At 37.4% G+C, this 18,952-nt stretch carries 19 protein-coding genes; 4 read left to right on the top strand and 15 right to left on the bottom strand.

The window, feature by feature from the left end; genetic code table 11:
- Positions 1–22 precede the first annotated feature (22 nt).
- The 8 genes from FRZ67_RS02405 to FRZ67_RS02370 all read right to left on the bottom strand — a co-directional run bounded on the left by FRZ67_RS02405 (position 23) and on the right by FRZ67_RS02370 (position 6,293).
- Positions 23–664 (bottom strand): hypothetical protein, encoded by a 642-nt coding sequence (locus FRZ67_RS02405; RefSeq protein ID WP_147188012.1) that lies wholly within the window; start codon positions 662–664, stop codon positions 23–25.
- A gap of 4 nt (positions 665–668) precedes the next feature.
- Complete coding sequence (locus FRZ67_RS02400) at positions 669–1,163, bottom strand: GNAT family N-acetyltransferase (RefSeq protein ID WP_147188011.1); 495 nt, start codon at positions 1,161–1,163, stop codon at positions 669–671.
- Between the two features lie 13 nt (positions 1,164–1,176).
- Complete coding sequence (locus FRZ67_RS02395; RefSeq protein WP_147188010.1) at positions 1,177–1,584, bottom strand: GxxExxY protein; 408 nt, start codon at positions 1,582–1,584, stop codon at positions 1,177–1,179.
- 50 nt (positions 1,585–1,634) lie between these two features.
- A complete protein-coding gene (locus FRZ67_RS02390) occupies positions 1,635–2,270 on the bottom strand; it encodes a phosphoribosylanthranilate isomerase (RefSeq protein WP_147188009.1) in 636 nt (211 codons plus the stop codon).
- The gene (gene trpC, locus FRZ67_RS02385; protein WP_147188008.1) at positions 2,260–3,057 is read right to left on the bottom strand and encodes an indole-3-glycerol phosphate synthase TrpC; all 798 of its coding nucleotides are present in this window, start codon (positions 3,055–3,057) and stop codon (positions 2,260–2,262) included. Before trpC ends, FRZ67_RS02390 begins: the two co-directional genes overlap by 11 nt.
- Positions 3,057–4,049, bottom strand: a complete 993-nt coding sequence (gene trpD / locus FRZ67_RS02380; RefSeq protein ID WP_147188007.1) for an anthranilate phosphoribosyltransferase — start codon at positions 4,047–4,049, stop codon at positions 3,057–3,059. The genes trpC and trpD overlap by 1 nt, the downstream gene beginning before the upstream one ends.
- A 51-nt stretch (positions 4,050–4,100) precedes the next feature.
- Positions 4,101–4,682 (bottom strand): anthranilate synthase component II, encoded by a 582-nt coding sequence (locus FRZ67_RS02375; protein WP_147188006.1) that lies wholly within the window; start codon positions 4,680–4,682, stop codon positions 4,101–4,103.
- A 198-nt stretch (positions 4,683–4,880) separates the two neighbouring features.
- Complete coding sequence (locus tag FRZ67_RS02370) at positions 4,881–6,293, bottom strand: anthranilate synthase component I family protein (protein ID WP_147188005.1); 1,413 nt, start codon at positions 6,291–6,293, stop codon at positions 4,881–4,883.
- A 352-nt stretch (positions 6,294–6,645) separates the two neighbouring features.
- On the opposite strand from FRZ67_RS02370, the gene FRZ67_RS02365 reads away from it, so the two are divergent.
- Both FRZ67_RS02365 and FRZ67_RS02360 read left to right on the top strand, forming a co-directional pair.
- On the top strand, positions 6,646–7,827 hold the full coding sequence (locus FRZ67_RS02365; RefSeq protein ID WP_225975481.1) for an acyltransferase family protein: 1,182 nt from the start codon (positions 6,646–6,648) through the stop codon (positions 7,825–7,827).
- A gap of 3 nt (positions 7,828–7,830) precedes the next feature.
- A complete protein-coding gene (locus FRZ67_RS02360; RefSeq protein ID WP_147188004.1) occupies positions 7,831–8,115 on the top strand; it encodes a GNAT family N-acetyltransferase in 285 nt (94 codons plus the stop codon).
- A gap of 160 nt (positions 8,116–8,275) precedes the next feature.
- Here the strand turns inward: FRZ67_RS02360 and FRZ67_RS02355 are convergent, their stop codons facing one another.
- Positions 8,276–8,680 carry an OsmC family protein gene (locus FRZ67_RS02355; protein WP_147188003.1) on the bottom strand — a complete coding sequence of 135 codons (405 nt, stop codon included), beginning with the start codon at positions 8,678–8,680 and terminating at the stop codon, positions 8,276–8,278.
- Between the two features lie 43 nt (positions 8,681–8,723).
- Between FRZ67_RS02355 and FRZ67_RS02350 the strand changes: the two genes are divergently transcribed.
- Both FRZ67_RS02350 and lipA read left to right on the top strand, forming a co-directional pair.
- The gene (locus FRZ67_RS02350; protein WP_147188002.1) at positions 8,724–9,563 is read left to right on the top strand and encodes a hypothetical protein; all 840 of its coding nucleotides are present in this window, start codon (positions 8,724–8,726) and stop codon (positions 9,561–9,563) included.
- Positions 9,564–9,707: 144 nt separating this feature from the next.
- Complete coding sequence (gene lipA, locus FRZ67_RS02345) at positions 9,708–10,625, top strand: lipoyl synthase (RefSeq protein ID WP_147188001.1); 918 nt, start codon at positions 9,708–9,710, stop codon at positions 10,623–10,625.
- Positions 10,626–10,659: 34 nt separating this feature from the next.
- Here the strand turns inward: lipA and FRZ67_RS02340 are convergent, their stop codons facing one another.
- The 6 genes from FRZ67_RS02340 to rbp all read right to left on the bottom strand — a co-directional run bounded on the left by FRZ67_RS02340 (position 10,660) and on the right by rbp (position 18,566).
- Positions 10,660–12,540 carry a T9SS type A sorting domain-containing protein gene (locus FRZ67_RS02340; protein ID WP_147188000.1) on the bottom strand — a complete coding sequence of 627 codons (1,881 nt, stop codon included), beginning with the start codon at positions 12,538–12,540 and terminating at the stop codon, positions 10,660–10,662.
- Positions 12,541–12,628: 88 nt separating this feature from the next.
- Entirely contained in the window at positions 12,629–12,949 is a 321-nt protein-coding gene (locus FRZ67_RS02335; RefSeq protein ID WP_147187999.1) for a cupin domain-containing protein, read from the bottom strand.
- A gap of 107 nt (positions 12,950–13,056) precedes the next feature.
- Entirely contained in the window at positions 13,057–15,714 is a 2,658-nt protein-coding gene (locus FRZ67_RS02330; protein WP_147187998.1) for a PKD domain-containing protein, read from the bottom strand.
- A 146-nt stretch (positions 15,715–15,860) separates the two neighbouring features.
- Complete coding sequence (locus tag FRZ67_RS02325) at positions 15,861–16,691, bottom strand: alpha/beta fold hydrolase (RefSeq protein WP_147187997.1); 831 nt, start codon at positions 16,689–16,691, stop codon at positions 15,861–15,863.
- A gap of 49 nt (positions 16,692–16,740) precedes the next feature.
- The gene (locus FRZ67_RS02320; RefSeq protein ID WP_158638285.1) at positions 16,741–17,916 is read right to left on the bottom strand and encodes a lipoprotein N-acyltransferase Lnb domain-containing protein; all 1,176 of its coding nucleotides are present in this window, start codon (positions 17,914–17,916) and stop codon (positions 16,741–16,743) included.
- Positions 17,917–18,158: 242 nt separating this feature from the next.
- Entirely contained in the window at positions 18,159–18,566 is a 408-nt protein-coding gene (rbp, locus tag FRZ67_RS02315) for an RNA-binding regulator (RefSeq protein WP_147187995.1), read from the bottom strand.
- Positions 18,567–18,952 lie beyond the last annotated feature (386 nt).

Below are 18,952 nucleotides of genomic sequence, written 5' to 3'. Positions count from 1 at the left end.
ACTACTGTCCACTTTTTTGATTTTAAAAAACCATTTCTGAATACACATAAATCATTTTCCATGATCCATTTTTGTTGTCCAAAAAAGAATACGAAGAACCTCCACTTCTAAAACCGCTTATTATTGTATCGTGAACAATAGCCTTATTTTTCTCTTCATTAAAGAAAATTGTGGAAAGACTTAAAAGACCAATTGCTTTTGGGAATTTTTTATAAAAACTTTTCCAAAATGCATTTATATCTTTTCGATCATCTTTTATCCCGTCTACATCATTATCCATCTTTTCTATATCACTATCACTTATGAAAGTGATATCAAGCCCTTTGATGTTCGGAATAGCGACCTTTTCTAACTTTGCTTCGCGCAAACCCTCGATAACTATACTCCATGAAGCATCAAGTTCTGTATCTGTCGAAATGGTGTCATTATCAAAAAAATTTAAGAAGCAGATTTTATTATTCTTTACTGCATTGTTTAAAGATTCTTTCTTTATAGCCGACGAGCTTTTTTCATAAATAACGAAAGCATTATTTTTCCCTTCAAAATCCAATAATACCGCCTTATAAATTGATATTGTATCATTGATATTTTTGCTTTGCCCATGTGATCCTATGGAGAGCAAAATAAATGTCACTAATAAATTATACTTAGATAATAATCTCATCGACTCATTTGATTAGTAATTGCATAAAAACCAAGTCCAGCCACCTGTCAAATTTCCAGCCTATTTGTTTTAAATGCCCCGCTTCTTCAAAACCAAATTGTTTATGAAAATCTATACTTAGTTTGTTGTCTGCATCAATGCCTGCAATGATAGTATGAAGCTTCATTTCTTTTGCGGCATCAATCAATGGTTGCATTAATAATTTACCAATTCCTTTGCCACGTTGCCCGTCTTTTACATAAATGGAATTCTCTACAGAATATTTATAACCAGCCCATGCGCGAAATGGACCAATTGAACTAAAGCCAAGCACTTCATTATTCTCTTCTGCTACAAATACCGGAAATCCTTGCTGTTGCTTTGTTTCAAACCATTGCCTGCGCATGTCTAATGTGTGCGGTTCATAATCATACACAGCAGTTGTGTTTAAAATGGCATCATTGTAGATGTCAAGTATTTGCGGTAAATCTTTGTCTGTTGCTATTCTTGTCTGAACCATGATTTGGGTGGATTTATGGATTTACAGGATTGAAGCTGGGATTATATTTGTTGTTGCCAAGTCTTTTAACCTCCAGACTGCTTGTTCCAAAATTTAATAATAACCCAACTTCAACATTGTAAGCTTCTAAATAATTCTTCGCTTGTGCCAGATGAACATTTTCTAATTGTGTCAGGGCTTTTAATTCAATCATAATTTTGCCTTCAATTAAAAAGTCAACTCGTCTTTCTCCAATTTCTTCATCTCTGTAAAATAATTTCATGCTAAACTCTCTTTCAAAACTTAAGCCTGCATAACGAAGCTCAATTGCAAGTGCGCGTTGATAAATTACTTCCTGAAACCCGTTGCCAAGTGTTGCATGAACTTTCATTGCAGCACCAATAATCTTTTGCGTTATGTCTTGATATTTATATTCAGGCATAATTAATAATCTTCAAATCTTTAAATCTCCCCAAATCGAGGTTCAGACAATTAATCCTTCAACTTGTCAACAAATTCTTTAACCTTATCCATATCTTTTACGCCGGGCATTATTTCAAACTTACTGTTAATATCAACTGCGAAAAGATCTTTGGCAACTGGATCATTCTGAAATGTTTTTAAATTTTCTGCGTCATCCGGACTAATACCACCGCTTAAAAAAAATGGCTTGCGAATATTTTGCCCTCTCAACAATTGCCAGTTAAATTTTTTTCCGGTGCCTCCATAGCCCACGCCCTCTGTATCGAACATGTACATGTCAACCGCATCGTAATATTCGCGAATCTTCCACTCAATATTGTCATCGTCACTGATGCGGAACGCTTTGATAACTGAGACATAATTTGCGATGCGCTCACAAACACGTGGGCTCTCATCACCATGCAATTGCACAAGGTACAAACCACATGCATCAACGATCTTGAGCACTTCATCAGGATCAGCATTTACAAACACACCCACTTTATTGATCTTGCCACGAATCTTTTTTATCTCTGTTGCCGGCATACTTTTAAAAACATAGCGAGGCGACTTTGGATAAAAAATAAAACCGGCAAATTCTACCCCCAACTCATCGAGTTGTTTTACCTGCTCAGCTTTGGTCATTCCGCATACCTTAATGCGCATGTTGTTTTGCTTTTAGCTCTGTTACAAAATCAGCAAAAGCAATCGTTGGGTCTGGCTGTTTCATAAAATTTTCGCCGATCAAAAAACCTTTAAAACCTGCTTCTTTCAAAGTTACAATTGTATCTGTATTACTGAAACCGCTTTCGGCAATTGCCAATTTGGCTTTTGGAATGTGCGGAAACAATTGCAACGATGTATTGATATCAACATCAAATGTTTTGAGATTGCGATTGTTTACACCGACAAAATCAACATCATCACAAATATGTTCAAGTTCATCTTCGTTGTGAATTTCGAGTAATACTTCAAGATCAAGTTCTTTTGATAATGCTGCAAATTCTTTTACCTGTGTTGGTGTTAAACAAGCTGCGATCAAAAGAATAACATCTGCACCAATTGACTTTGCTTCGTAGAACTGGTAAGCATCAATCATAAAATCTTTGCGTAATATAGGCGTGTTGTTCACTCTTGCTTTTATCAGATCTTCTTTGCTGCCGCCAAAGAAATTTTCATCAGTCAATACAGATAAACCAGAAGCACCAAATGTTGAATAAGCATTCGTGATCTTTAAAACACCCGCATCAACATTGATAATTCCTTTTGATGGTGATTTCCTTTTAAACTCTGCAATAATCCCTGTCTTATTTTCATCTAAAAGAAATTGCCTGAGTGATAAAGTCTTTCTTGAAAATAATTGTGCATCTTTCAATTCTTCAATTGCAACTTTTGACTTCTGGCTTTCGACCTCTTCCTTCTTATGTTCAACTATTTTATCGAGTATGTTCATTATTGCAAACTGATTAATGTTTGTAATGATTGATATGCTTTTCCACTTTCCAAGCTATCAACTGCTGCATGATACGCATCATCATATATTTTGTATCCACCTGTGCATTGCAAAGCCATTGCAGCATTGGCCAGCACCACTGCATTCTGCGCCCAGGATCCTTCACCTTTAATAATTTTCTTAAAGATCTTTGCTGCTTCTTCAGTTGTATTACCGCCAAAAATATCTTCTGCGGAAACAATGCGTTTTCCCAATTCAATTGGTGTCATGATTTTCTCTCCTTCATTGGTGATGACCTTTGTATCGTTTGTGAGTGATATTTCATCGTAACCATCAAGTCCATGAATGATGGTGAATGCTCTTCCTGTTTGTTGCAGCAGGTAATTATAAATTCTTGCCATTTCTAAGTTATATACACCGACCAATTGATATGCCGGTGAGGCAGGGTTTACCATTGGTCCGAGCATATTGAAGAAAGTTCTTAAGCCAAGATTCTTTCTTATTGGCCCAACCGTTTTTAACGCCGGATGAAAAACGGGTGCATGAAGGAAGCAAATATTCGCAGCTTCAATTTCTTTCTTTAATTGGTCATTATCGCTTTTGAATTTATAACCTAACAACTCCATTACATTACTTGCGCCGCTAACAGAAGATGCACCGTAATTACCATGTTTCGCAACTTTTTGTCCTGTTCCTGCAACAATAAAACAGGAAAGCGTTGAAATGTTGAACGTATTTTTACCATCGCCGCCTGTTCCAACAATGTCCATTGTTTTGTAACCATTGAGATCAACCTGTACGCAAAGATCTAGAAGAGCATCGCGAAATCCCTGAAGCTCTTCGATGGTAATACTACGCATGAGAAACACGGTGATGAAAGCAGTTACTTCATGTTCACTGTACATGCTTTTGGAAATATTGGTGAGTATTTCTTTGGCTTGTTCGCGTGACAAGGTTTTGTGTTCGAATAAGTATTGTAGAATCTTTTTCATATAGTCTTGTTGTATTTCATTTGCACATTTGCATATTTTCAAATTCGCATATTATTGCTTTAGCCAATTTCTCATAATTGCTTCTCCACTTGGTGTTAATACACTTTCCGGATGAAACTGCACACCTTGTACATCAAAAGTTCTATGTTGCAATGCCATGATAAAACCTGTTTCATCTTCTGCGGTTATTTCCAGTTCTTGAGGAAAATTATTTCTGTCAACCACCCATGAATGATAACGACCTACTTCAAATTCTTTCGGTAGACCTTCGAACAAATCATGTTCAACTTTTGACCTTTCACTTTTCACTTGTATTGGTGTTGCCACGCCATGAAATACACTTGTTAAATTAGTAAGTGTTCCGCCAAATGCTTCGCCGATTGCCTGGTGCCCCAAACATACCCCCAGTATAGATTTGGTGCTGGCGTATTCTTTTATCAATGGCAATAACAATCCTGCTTCTTCAGGAATACCAGGACCAGGAGACAAAATTATTTTATCAAACTCTTTTACTTTTTCTAATGGTATCTGATCATTCCTATGCACATGAACCTTCTCATGAATAATTTTTTCTACAAGATGCACCAAATTGTAAGTAAAAGAATCGTAATTATCGAAGACAAGTATTTTCATTTTTTATTTTAATCTTAGTAATCATTTAAATCTCCTAAATCACGGTTCAAACATATTCTTCAGTACAAGAGTGCGACGCAACGAATGTTTAATGCATGCACCAATGCCGGGTTCATAAGCCCTAAATCCCTAAAGGGACTTTGAAGGCTTGTAATTTTATTTTCTTTTTTGCCTTACTCCCCTTTAAGGGATGGGGGCTTACAATGTTTCAGCCATGTCAACTGCTTTTTTCAAAGCGCCGAGTTTATTATTTACTTCCTGCAATTCAGTTTCGGGAACAGACTTTGCTGTAATGCCTGCGCCTGCCTGATAATGCAACGTGTTCTGCTTGCTGAGGAAAGTGCGGATCATGATGGCTTGATTGCAGGTACCATCAAAACCCATGAAGCCGATGCAGCCTGCATAATAGCCGCGAACAGTTGGCTCATATTCATCGATCAATTGCATGGCTTTGAACTTTGGTGCACCGCTCAATGTACCTTGCGGAAATGTAAGCGCCAACAACTCAAAGGGATTTGCGTTTGCACGAACATTGCCACTCACTTCACTCACCAGATGTATTACATGCGAGTAATAATGCACCTGGCGATAATGATTTACTACAACGTTATCGCAGCAACGGCTTAAATCATTTCGTGCAAGATCAACAAGCATCGTGTGCTCTGCATTTTCTTTCGCATCATTCAATAAAGCTTCTGCAAGTTGTTCATCTTTTTCAGCATCGCCAGTACGTTTGAAAGTGCCTGCAATCGGATGTACGATTGCTTTCCCGTTCTTGATGATGAGCTGACTTTCAGGACTGCTGCCCATTAATTTATAATCACCGTAATCAAAATAAAAAAGATACGGAGAAGGGTTTACGCTGCGCAGTGCGCGGTACACATTAAACTCATCACCAATAAATTTTTGCTGGTATCTTCTGCTCAACACAATTTGAAAAACATCACCACGCAAACAACTGGCAATACCTTTCTGCACCATTTCTCTATAGCCATCATCGCTGATGTTACTCACTTCATCAAACTGAATTTTGAAAGGATAGGTGGGGACATCTTTACTCTTGATCAAAGATTCAACAGCCGCAAGATCACTCTCTATTCCATCAATCACATTTTCGCATAAATACATTTCATCTTTGAAATGATTGATCACAATTACATATTGATATAAGCGATAGCGCATCAATGGAATTTCAGGCGTCGTCGTATAACTTTTTATTTTGATCGTTTCAAAGAATTGAACAGCGTCATAAGTTGCATAGCCATAAAAACCCTGTGCAAGCTGAACTGATTTATCGGCAGGCTTTTCCACTTCAAAACGGTTCATAAATTCCCAGATCGTTTTAGGAATATCCTGTACATTTTTGATGCTCTGTTTTTCAGGTTTTTGTCCAGGTATTTTATAATCAATAGAATCATAGCTGCTGATCTCAATACCACCAATGGCGTTGATGCCGATAAAAGAAAAACTGTTTTCCACTGCTCGGTTATCGGCACTTTCGAGCAGCACCGTATCGCGGAAACGGTCACGCAGGCGTAGGTAAATACCCACTGGCGTGTATACATCCGAAAGCATTTTTTTGTAAGTTGTTTTTATCTGAATCTTTTTCATGTTGCCCGTTGTAATTTTTTTGTACCCGGCTATTGATTATTTATTAGACTTTAGTTGCGTCGCACTCTTGTACGAATTGTTCTTTATTCGTCAAAAAATTAGTACAAACAAAAAGCTCCGATGTTATATCGAGGCTTCCTGAATATTATTATTCATTGATGGCAATGCCATTACAAGCCCCGACCGGAGTTTGTGTGCCACCACCAATGATTATTTAATAATTGTTGTTTCATTTGCGATGCGAATATAAAAACAGAAATTGAAATTGAACAAATTTTTTTTATCGTATTCAAAACAAACAGCAAAATATTAGAGAATCTCTAAGTTGGTATATTTATCATTTGATAAAATCATGCAAACGTTTGACGTGTTGAATCTTATTTCTCAGAATGCTTTTCTTCCTATCTTCTCAAAAATTTTCAAAATGCCCCAGCCAACAACAGTTATAAAAAGCCAGCGATTACTTTCACTTGATTTTATGCGTGGTTTTATTATGGTATTGCTTGCCATGGAAAGTACTGGTTTATACGAGCATCTTTTTGATGCTACAAAGGGGAATTTGCTTAACGGGTTTTTTCTGGAGTTCTTTCATCATCCATGGAATGGATTGAGGTTTTGGGATCTGATACAACCCGGCTTTATGTTCATGGCTGGTGTTTCCATGGCTTATTCATTGCACAAACAAACAGAAAGCGGCATACCATGGAATGATCAATTTAAAAAAATACTAAAACGCTGTTTCTGGTTGTTCTTTTGGGGCGTACTAGATTATGCAGTAAGGGGCAGTCATTTGTCATTTGAGTTATGGGATGTATTAACTCAATTATCGTTTACTACACTTGTTGCATTTCTAATTTTTAAATGGAATACAAAAGCACAAATCGGTGTCTGTATAGGATTGCTATTGTTGACAGAAATATTATATCGTTTTACAAATGTGCCCGGCTTTGATCAGCCATTTACAGACCAGCACAACTTTGGTAATTACATGGATACTATTCTTATGAATAAGATCAATCATGATGGCTGGGTTGCCATTAATTGTATTCCCACTGCTGTACATACAATAGCCGGAGCATTGGTTGGTAAACTATTAATGAGTAATCGTAATGATAAAATAAAACAAATGCTTTTGTGGGCTATAATTGTGTTAGTTGTTGGTTTTGGGTTGGATTGGCTGCATATAACACCCATCATTAAACGTATTGCTACAACATCATTCACACTGGCTTCATTAGGTTGGTGTTTAATTGGTTTGGCTTTTTGTTATTGGTGGATAGATATTCTGAATCATAAAAAATATGTACAATTCTTTTTAGTCGTTGGTATGAATTCGATCTTTATTTACTTATTTTTCGAGATAGTTGGTAGCCGGTGGTTCAATGAATACATTACGATCATTGCGACCAATGTATTCAGCTGGTTTAATACACCTGAAATGCTGAGTAATATTCTTGCATCTTTATGCATATTTGCACTGGAATGGACTATGTGCTGGTTCTTATATAAAAAGAAAGTATTCTTCAAATTATAACCTATGCAAATTGAGCAGCAACAAAAAGGTGTAAAGGGAATGTTTTATGTTGGTGATTCCGAAAACCCACAGGCAGCAATGGTTTACAGAAGAGATGCAAAAGACAATATTATTATCGAACATACAGAAGTGGGCGATGAACTGCGTGGCAAAAATGCCGGCTTTCAATTGGTGCGTACTGCTGTTGAATATGCAAGGGTACACAACATAAAAATTTTACCCCTTTGCCCTTTTGCTAAATCTGTGTTTGCAAAGAAACCGGAGTTTGCAGATGTGCTTATTAGATAGTTTACATATTCACGGGTTCCGAAAGTTTACGCGTTGTTACTCAGTTGATGTAAACGCCTGAACTTGTAAACGAGCAAACTGATCAAACTTGCCCCTGGCGTACAAGAGTGCGACGCAAGAAAAGCTCCATACTTATTGTACAGCCGGGCTCATAAATTTTTTACCAGTTAAAGTTTATATCCTGCTCAATATCGGGATGAATACTTTTTGCTACAGGGCATGTACGTGCAGCATTTTCAAGAATTGTCTTTTGTTTATCGTTTAATTGTAACGAAGCAGGAAAATGAAACGCAACTTTGATACCACCAACCCTGCGTGGTTCAGCTTTCATGATTTTGTTGATATCGATCTTCGTACCTTCAAGATCAACATTCATATCTCTTGCTTTAATACCCATGATCGTCATCATGCAGTTACCCAAAGAAGTTGCCAAAAGATCAGTAGGAGAGAACCTTTCACCCTTGCCCTGGTTATCTGTTGGTGCATCTGTTTCAATAACCGTATTACTTTGTAAATGGGTAGCTTCGGTTCTTAACGCCCCTTTATAAATTATTTGAGAAGTCATATTTTTAAATTTGCCTAAATTTACGAGCACAAATATAATCATAGTGAAGAAGATATATTTTTTGATACTGCTTAGCACGATTACTGCCATCAGCTTTGGACAAACAACAACGAGAAAGAGTACGGTTAGTGAGCGTGATAAGAAAAAGCAGGAACGTAAGGATAAGATCAATAAACTGATAAAAGAAGAAGAAGAAGGCGCACTTATTTATTCCAAACAAACGGCGATTGGTTTTAAATTAAATTCTGATGGATGGGGCGCTTCCTTTGAACATGGGAAATATAAGACCATCAAAAAAACAAACCTGTGGTGGCTTGAACTGGGCGAACGTAAAAGCCCCAAAGAAGAAAAGATCTCTACAGGCCAGGATATTGGCGGGGGATTTATTCTTGTAGGTAATCCCTATATATTTGGTAAACAAAATAATTTTTATTACCTCAAAGCAGGCATTGGCCAGCAATTGTTGATAGGCGGTAAGGGTAATAAAAATGGTGTTGCTGTTTCTGCAGTGTATGGTGGTGGCATCAGTCTTGGGTACTTAAAACCTTATTACCTGAATGTGCTCGATGATAATGGCAATAATGTAGATGTAAAATATGTTGGCGGAGACTCTACCGCAAAAGCAAATTTTCTTGATCCTTCCCGCATCAACGGCGCAACTGGTTTTACAAAAGGCTTTGGAGAAGGTAAGTTTGTGCCCGGTGCTTTTGGCCGTCTTGCCATGCGCTTTGATTATGGCCGTTATAATGAATTTCTTTCTGCATTTGAAGTGGGCGTTAATGCAGAATTCTATACTAAAACAATGCCCATCCTTATTAATAGTCCCGAAAAGCGCTTCTTCTTCAACGGTTACATTGCCATTGAATTTGGTAGCAGAAAGTAACTTATTTTTGCAATCTGTATGTGTTGGTTTTATGAGCCGGACAGATGTGCATGCAGGAAACTTTCGTTGCGTCGCACTCTTCAGCGTTTATAACAATACTGAGCAATATTTATTATAATTTTAAAAAATTACCTTAAAGGGCATATGCAGGAATTACCAGTAGTGCAGAAAGTAAAGAAGCCTGATTGGCTGCGTGTAAAATTACCCATTGGCGAAAGCTATAAGCATGTACGCAATCTTGTAGATACGCATAAACTACACACTATTTGCGAAAGCGGCAATTGCCCTAACATGGGTGAATGCTGGGGCGCCGGTACGGCCACTTTTATGATACTTGGTAATATCTGCACAAGAAGCTGTGGTTTTTGTGCCGTTGCAACAGGCAGACCCGAAGCGGTTGACTGGGATGAACCGCAACGTGTGGCAGAAGCCATTCACTTAATGAAAGTAAAGCATGCAGTTATTACAAGTGTTGACCGCGACGAAATAAAAGATGGCGGTTCTATTATATGGTATAACACCATCAAAGCTGTAAAAGCATTAAATCCCGACACTACATTAGAAACACTGATCCCCGATTTTAAAGGGCAAACAGAAAACATACAACGTATTATTGATGCTGCGCCTGAAGTAGTGAGCCATAATATAGAAACAGTAGAGCGCTTAAGCAAACAGGTACGCATACAAGCTAAATATCGTCGTAGTATAGAAGTGTTGCGTGTTTTAAAAGAAGGCGGCATGCGTACCAAGACAGGTATGATGCTCGGCCTTGGCGAAACAAAAGAAGAGATCATACAAAGCATGGAAGATCTTGCTGCAGTAAATGTTGATGTTATCACTTTGGGCCAGTATTTGCAGCCAACACAAAAACATTTGCCTGTTCATCGGTTTGTACATCCTGATGAATTTGCAGAATTAAGAGAGATCGGTTATGAACTTGGTTTTGATTATGTAGAGAGCGGGCCACTGGTGCGTTCTTCTTATCACAGCGAAAAACATGTGTTTAAAGGTTATGGCAGAAGAAAATGGATGGATGAAAAAGAACAGGTATTAAGTTTATAAAAAGAAAGGCTACCCACGGTAGCCTTTCCTGTTTTTATTGCTTAATGAATTTGAGTGTTTCTGTTTTATTACCACTTTCAATTTTTACAAAGTAAGAACCAGCGGGAAGTTGTTTTATATTTTGTGTGAATACACTTGCTGTTGTTGTATTTACGGCAATTACTTTACCTGCTCCATCAATAATAGAAATAATTGTTTTTCCATTTGCCTGCAAGCCTTCGATGGTTAATAAATCTTTTACGGGATTAGGATATAGCTTTATAAAAGAATCTTTTACTGAAATATTTTCAGAGCTTGTTGCATTAAAAGCAAAACCCGGATCATCATTTTTTATAGTGCATGTAGCACTATCTAATGTTCCAAGAATGGCATTAACAGGATTGCTTAATACCAATGCGAATCTTTCGTTTGGTTCTTTTGTATTATCGCCAAGTACGTTTACAATAATATTTCCTGAAACCTTACCAGCCTTTATTCTTAAAGTTCCTGATACGGCAGTATAATCAGAACCTGCGATTGCATTAAGATTTTTGGTTTTATAGTTTACAAATACATCTGTTGTTGCAGGTTTGTATAATATTACTTTGAATGGAGCAGGAGTTGTGCCGGTGTTGCCTTCGGTGATGGAGATGTTTTTCTTGATGCTGACTGTTATGGGCTCATCTCCTTTGAAACGGGCAAGGCGGAAATCAGGGCCCCCAACTGCAATTATTTTTCCATCTTTTTGTAAAGTCCCTGATAAGGTGTTTGTTGAAACTTCAAAAATTGCTGTCGCTTTGCCAAAAGCACCGAAAGATGAATCAATGCTTCCATTTTCATTAAATCGGGATATTATAAAATTCGAAGCTGCTATATTTCCGGCAACAATAAATTTTCCATTCCATTGAACCAATAATTTACCTGAGTATGCAATATAATTCCCAACAGTATTGGTAATAACTTTACCATTAATTCCGAAAGAAGAATCCAATGCTCCGGTAGATTTATATTTAGCAAGCACCATATTATAATTATTTTGATCCGGGTTATAAGAAAACCCGGAAGCAATGCTACTGCCATTGTTTAAAAGTGCGAGAGATTGTGCTTGCGCAAACTCTCCAAGGAAAGTTGTTACAGTTTTGCCATTAATCCCAAAAGAAGAATCCAAATTTCCATTTGGCTTGTGTCGTACTATTTGAAAACCTGAGGTAGAATATTCCGATCTTCCTGCAGTAACTATTTTCCCATCATTTTGAATACTGATGTCACAGATTAACGCCTCATCACTATTATTTGTAAATATTCCGTTGATTGCGAAAGATGAATCTATTATACCATTTGATTTATATCTTATTAAACAATATCCATCACTGTAACCTCCAGCCAATATTTTTCCATCTTGTTGTAAACAAAGTGCTCTTAATGAATTTTCTTTAGGGAAAGGCCCGATGTAAGTAAATACTTTTCCATTTACCCCGAAAGCCGAATCCAGACTACCATCAGTAAGATACCGTGCCATCACAAAATGATCGGTCATTGAATAACTATCAAAAAAACTGCCACCAATCAGGATTTTTTGATCTGGTTGAATTAAGACAGTTGAAGCAATTATAAGTGAAGCACCAAGATTAAATGTTGTTGTTACTTTCCCATTTATTCCAAAAGCTGAATCAAGGTTACCGTTCATTAAATATTGTGCAAGAATTAAATTATTTGGAACATTCCATGGAGACAAGTCGGAATTCCCAACGGAGATAATTTTTCCATCAGCCTGTATAGCACATGCCTTTATACCAGTATAATCAGCACCAAAATTCTTTGTCACTTTTCCATTTACTCCAAAACTGCTGTCTAATGTTCCGGGTTGTGCAAAGGCAAATGAAATGATGAATGATAAACCAAGTGTAGAAAATATTTTTTGTAAAATAGTTTTCATGAAGTAATGTTAAGTGGTTACGGATTGTCTATTCAAGATGCGAAAATAAGCTGAAGTATCCGCTCATCTATATTGCCCGGATTAATTTTTATTTATAATCTTCTCTTACGGGATAAAATATATCAAGCAGTTTGCAATCTGTTATGGCAATTCCAGCATGTGTAGTATTACCCGGAATAACTGCAGTCATGCCTTTGTCCATAACTTTTGTTTCACCATTTACAGTTAGTTCAAATTGCCCTTCTCTTACTGTTACAATTTGTTCATGCATGTGTTGATGCGCAGGCACACTGCTGCCTGCAATAACATCCCAGAAAACAAATGTCTGGTGATCAGTATGAATAAAATGCCCTGTAAAACCGGGGAAGATTTCTTTTGTGTTTAGTGCATCTATGTTTTGAAAATACATAACAAGATTATTTTAGTGAATTGTATTATTGCTGCATAAAGATATGCATGTAAAAGTGTGCGACGCAACAGGTGATGACAAGTGTTATACAGTTGGGTACATAAGCATTATCTTATCAAAACAAAGGTTCCTTTTTTATTAATAGTCTTACCTGTATAATCTACTGCCTGCGCCATGTATACATAGGCGCCTGATGGTTGCAGTATGCCGCTGATGCGCCCATCCCATCCCTGTTCCAATGTGCTTGTACTATACAGCATTTGCCCAAGCCTGTTATATACCCTGAAGTAATTATACTGCTTCATGCCTACCACTTTTGGACGAATGATATCATTCTTACCATCACCATTGGGCGTAAACGCAGAGGGTATGAATATATCGGGCACAGATTTAAATACAATAACTTTTATATCATCAGTTGCAGAACAACCTTCGGGTGTACTTACCAAAACCCTGTAGGTAATAGAATCGTATTGCGAACCAAGTGTTACCACAGGGTTGGCGATGTTTGGATCATTCATACCTGTTGAAGGGCTCCATGCATAAATTGCACCGCCCGTGGCATTTAACTGTAATGGCTGGTTTACTACTATAGTCGTATCATGCCCGGCAAATGCAGCCACAGGAGGTATTACAGTAACAACCACCGTATCGCTGACAGGTTTAGGACAACCCAATATATCTGTTACAGTAATAATATAAGGTGTTGTTGTTTGCGGACCCGCTATGGGTGTTAATGTATTTGCGCGTGCCAGATCAATGAGCGGAGACCAGTTGAAATTTGGCGCAGAGGTAACGGCTGTTAAAGATGCTGTAGAACCATAACAAATAGAAGTATCAATACCTGCATAAACCTGTGGGTATGGCACTGTGTTAATAGTTATCTGATCAGTTGCACTACACTTGCCTACTGTTGCAACAACTGTATAGGTTGTTTTGCCTGATGGTTTTATAAAAGGATTTTTTATAGTTGGGTTATCAATGTCCGCTGTGGGTGTCCATGAAAAATACAAGGCATTAGTATTGGGAAACATTTGAACTGCATCGGTTAGACATATAGTAGTGTCTTCTCCAAGGGTGAGTGTTACAAAAGGTATCACGTTTACTTTTACTGAATCAGTAGCAATACAACCTTTGTCATTTATAGTTACATTATAAACAGTAGTGGAAGATGGATATACGAGCGGTGTTGCAGTAGTTGTGTTATTAATGTTTACGTTAGGAGACCAGCTATAAGTTAGGCCTGTTGTTCCCGTAGTTGCATTAAGCAGCAGGGAATCTTTGGTGCATATAAGTGTATCCCTGAATGCTAACTGAACGGTTGGCTTATCTAAAATGGGCACCTGCCTGGTAATGGTATCCAGGCAGCCTTTTGAATTAGTAACGATAAGCCGTACATCAGCTGTTTGTGGTGCACTATATTTATAAAAAGGATTTTGAAGTATGGATGTATCAGCTATTGTAGTTGTTTCTCCAAAATCCCAATGCCAGCTATCAACAACACCATATTTGGAGGTGGTGCGGTCTATGAATTGATAAGGGTTCAATATACAACTGCCTTCTACTGAAAAATCTGGTATAAAGCCAGGATATACTTTGGCAATAGTCGTGGCTGTGTCTGTACACTGCTGCCCCCGGTTGGTAATAAGGGTAACCTTGTAAGTGCCGGAATCTGCAAATGTATAAGTTGGTGTTGCGCTTATTGAAGTATCAGCATCAATTCCCTGCACACCAAAATCCCAATAATACGAATTGATAATAGGGGAGGTGGAATTATTCTTAAAGGAAAGATCAAATCCATCACAGGTGATATAAGAAGGATCTAACAGTACAGATGGAAAATTGCAGTTCTCTACCCGCATAATAAAATCTTTCTGGTGTTCTGCGATCTGCAATCCATTGCGCCATTCATAAACAATAACATTAACAACATATCTGCCAGGGTATATAGGTGAAATTCCACTGATAAGCCCTGTATTAGGGTTAATGCTAACCGTATTGCCAAGGGGTTGCGTACCACTAAAGCCTAATGATGTTTGGTAAGATACACTATTGTAAGCAGGCGTATTTGGTTCCGTTGCAGGATCGAAAGCAAGAAAATCTCCACCATCATATGCAGGCGCAAAAGCATAGCTAAGAGAATCTCCATCAGTGTCAACAGCGCTAAAATCAAGTGTAAAATTGCTCTGATAACAAACCAGGCTGGTATCTTTTAAATTGAAAATTGCACTTGAATTTGTTCCTGAACTAAGAATTTTTTTTCCCGGCATAACGGCGGTGTAAGTTGCGCCGGGTACACCACTCACCGTAGAAGCATTCCCCAAAACATTTTTTGAATCTGCACGACAACAATTTTGGTAGGCAATTATGTAACCATCGTTATTATCTGGTAGTGTTATAGTTTTTGAGTATGTTTTTACCTCATAGCATACAGGCAATTTTGCAGAAATACATGACGGGTATGTTGACAACGATATTGTTTCTGTTTTTGTTAAAGGCAAAATATAATTTGAATACCTGTTGTAAGGCAAGGCATTGGTAAATATGCCAATTACACTTTCTGTTGGTAAGCAGGCCACGTGTGTATTACCGCCGCAATCAACGTTACAATCCCTGAATAACCTTATCGAGACAGTATACATACTTTGCCCCGGGCCAGATCCGGGACCAATGTATGTATAGAATACTTCGCCGCCAACAATATGAGAAGCGAATAACTGAAACGAGGTCAGTGATAATAATATGAACAATAAAATTTTCTTCATCTATAACATTTATTACCGATGTGGTCTTTTTTATTTTATTAATCCAGCCTGGTTACTTCTGTTTAGCTTTCGTTGCGTCGCACTCTTCAGCGTTAACGATTCTGTTGAACAGCTTCAGTCAAAATTCCTTTTGCAATGCAATGCATTCATAGTCTCAGTCTTTGGTTACTCTCTACATTTTTAATAAATTCAAGTATTGCATTATTCATTTTCTCAGGATGTTCCCACATACCCATATGACCCGTATCTTCCAATATATGTACGAACGATATTATAGGCAGATATGTTTGTTTCAATACATCTTCTAAAGGAGCAGCTACATCTTCAGTACCCATGACAAAAAGGACAGGCTTATTGCTGTTTTTTAAAATATTTGTTCTGTCTGGTCTGTTCATCATAGCTCTATAATATTGTTGTAATGCAACTGTTGAAAAACCTTTTCCCTTTTCTATCAGGGTTTCTACTTTTTCAGGATGGGCAGCCTTAAATTTTGCAGCAAATAAATTTGGTGTGGTGGTTTTTAAAAAAGAATAACCCCCATATTCTTCCATCATTGATATTCCTTTCTGGCGGTTTTGTTTTTTTTCTGCACTATCAGCAAAAGCAGTAGAGTGAATGAGACCAAAACCTTTTAATAATTCAGGATATTTTTCGGCAAAGGCCAGTGTAATATAACCACCCATACTATGCCCCAGCATTAAACAATATTCAATCGTTTCGTATCGCAATAACGCATACACTACATCAGCATAATACTCAATTGTATCTGCATTTTCCTGTTTATTATTTTCGAAAGCAGATAAGCCACTGCCAGGTAAATCAGGGATAATAAGTCTGCAATGATCTTTTAAAAAACTTTTTTGTTCTGACCACACTTCAGAATCTTCGGCAAAACCGTGAATTAATATTACAGGCAGCCCTTTACCCTCAGTATGATAAAATATTTCTGTATTTAAATAAGATAATTTTATTTTCATTTACGTCTATTAACAAAAACGAAAAATATCATTTTTTATTTACCATCATTCACACACTAACGAGTTTTACATACCTGTAAAGCATGTATATTGTAAAAGGCAGAAGTGCTATGTTCATTTGCTGCGGTAACCAAAACCAGCTTAGTAATAATAATGCTGTGACTACGGCCGCAATTTTAAAATATTGCCTTACCCAGGATGGTTTTCTCCACGCCACAAAAGCAGCTGCAAAATTTGTAGGTAATGCCCACGCAATATTATAGTTATTACTGCATGCTTTGTGATCTGTAAAGAACCACATAAATAAAATAAGCAATCCAATAAGACCTGTTATATACAGCAATAAAGTATCAGTGAATTTTACAATCGTTTTTGCACTTGTGGTTTTTAATAAACCAAGCATGAATAACACTATACAAATAAAGCCAATAGTTATAAGCGGATTGTATAAGTCCTGCATTTCGTCATAAGGTTGCGCATTAACAAGTAAATGTTTATTTGAAACAACAGAGATATTATTAACACTGGAAGAATCGACAGCCTTCATCAAATATTCAGGAAGAAACATAGATTGATCATTGGTTACTGGCTTATCAATTTCTGAACCCAGTAAAATATCTATCCCAAGTTTACTCCACGGCTGGCTGCCTTTGTCAAGATAAGAGTAAAGCATATTCCTGAAAGTAGTACCCGGGGGAACAAGACTACCGGATACCTTTATACCAGGTACATTTTTTTCAATGATATCTCTGATCCGTGTTGTACAGTTATCGAACAGAAAATCGTATTTATAAAACCTGTTATTACCAGTCATATTTATACTTACAAGCTGTTTTATTCTCAACTTTTCTGCGCAGGATAAATTCAGTACCTGTTCAGTTACACTTCGGCCTTCATACCGGTATTCATATATAAAATCTTCCAGCCTGTCAGGTGATAAGAAATATAACAGCTTACCACGCATGAATTTGAAATAAAAATTAGGCTCGTCAAAATCAAAAGTTCCCCAATTGTAAATCGAATCTTCTAATCTGTAGCCGCCTGCTGTTTTAAAAGTGTCAATTATTCGCAATGCATTGTGACCAAACAAAGAATAGAGATCCTGTCCAGGCGAACAGGTTAGAACGCTTATGCGAAGACCACAGGAACTATCAGTTTGTGTAATACCGGGTTTAGATAGCAGGGTTAAAATGCAACATATAAAGCCAATAACCGATCTTTTCATGAATACTTTGATTAGGGGCGTAAGTTCGTAATTATTTTCATACATGAATGATGACATCGGTAAAAGCGGAAATATTAACGATTAAGGGTTTATAATAATTGAGATTAATGGAACGGTGCCAACTATAGCAAAACACAAGAGTGCGACTCAATTAAAGTATCATAGCTTTAATGCAACAAGGTTTATAAATAAAAAAGTCCGGCTAATAAGCCAGACTATAATGATCCTATGATGTTGTTTTATTAATAACGGTTGTATCCACCGCCACCGCCGCTGCCGCCGCGACCACCGCCGCTGCCACCACGGTATCCACCACCGCCGCCGCTGCCACCACCGCGGTATCCGCCACCACCGCCACCACCAAAGCTTTTCTTTTTGTAGCCACCGCCGCCACCTTCACCTTCTTTGCGTGGAGCTGATTCGTTAACTACAATTTTACGGCCCTGGATATCAGTGTCATTAAGGCTGCTGATAGCAGTACGAGCGGCTTCATCATCGCTCATCTCAACAAAACCAAAACCTTTGCTACGGTTGTTGTTGAATTTGTCGGTAACGATCTTAGCTGAAACTACTTCACCATAAGGAGCGAAAAGATTGTTTAGGTCATCACTGGTCATATTCCAGTTGAGGTTTCCTACGTAAATGTTCATGTTTTTTGAATTAAATTAAAATTAACCAATAGAGATCAGTAACCCAAAAACCAAAAACATTTAACCAGAAACGTTCAGGAATGGTAGCACTGTTTCTTTGGACAATACGAAAATATAGAAAATCTCACTAAACAAGCAATTAAATTTTTGTTTCTTATGTACTTATAAGTTAAGGCTTTTAGTGCTTTCGAACTTGCCTGATAATTTATCTTAAAGTTGCAAAAGCAACTGGTTCGTTCTAAAGGTTGTAAGGATATTGGTTGCCCTTTTACTAAGGACTCTGATCAGCGAGAATATTTAGCAGGAAAATAGCAGATAACTGAAAGCATTCTTCTCTATTTAAAACCAGTGTTTCTTTGTATACTGGCATAGCTTTCTCAGACTGA

The sequence above is a fragment of the Panacibacter ginsenosidivorans genome, assembly GCF_007971225.1.
Taxonomy (GTDB): Bacteria; Bacteroidota; Bacteroidia; order Chitinophagales; family Chitinophagaceae; genus Panacibacter; species Panacibacter ginsenosidivorans.
This window is presented reverse-complemented; position numbering and strand designations above follow the sequence as displayed.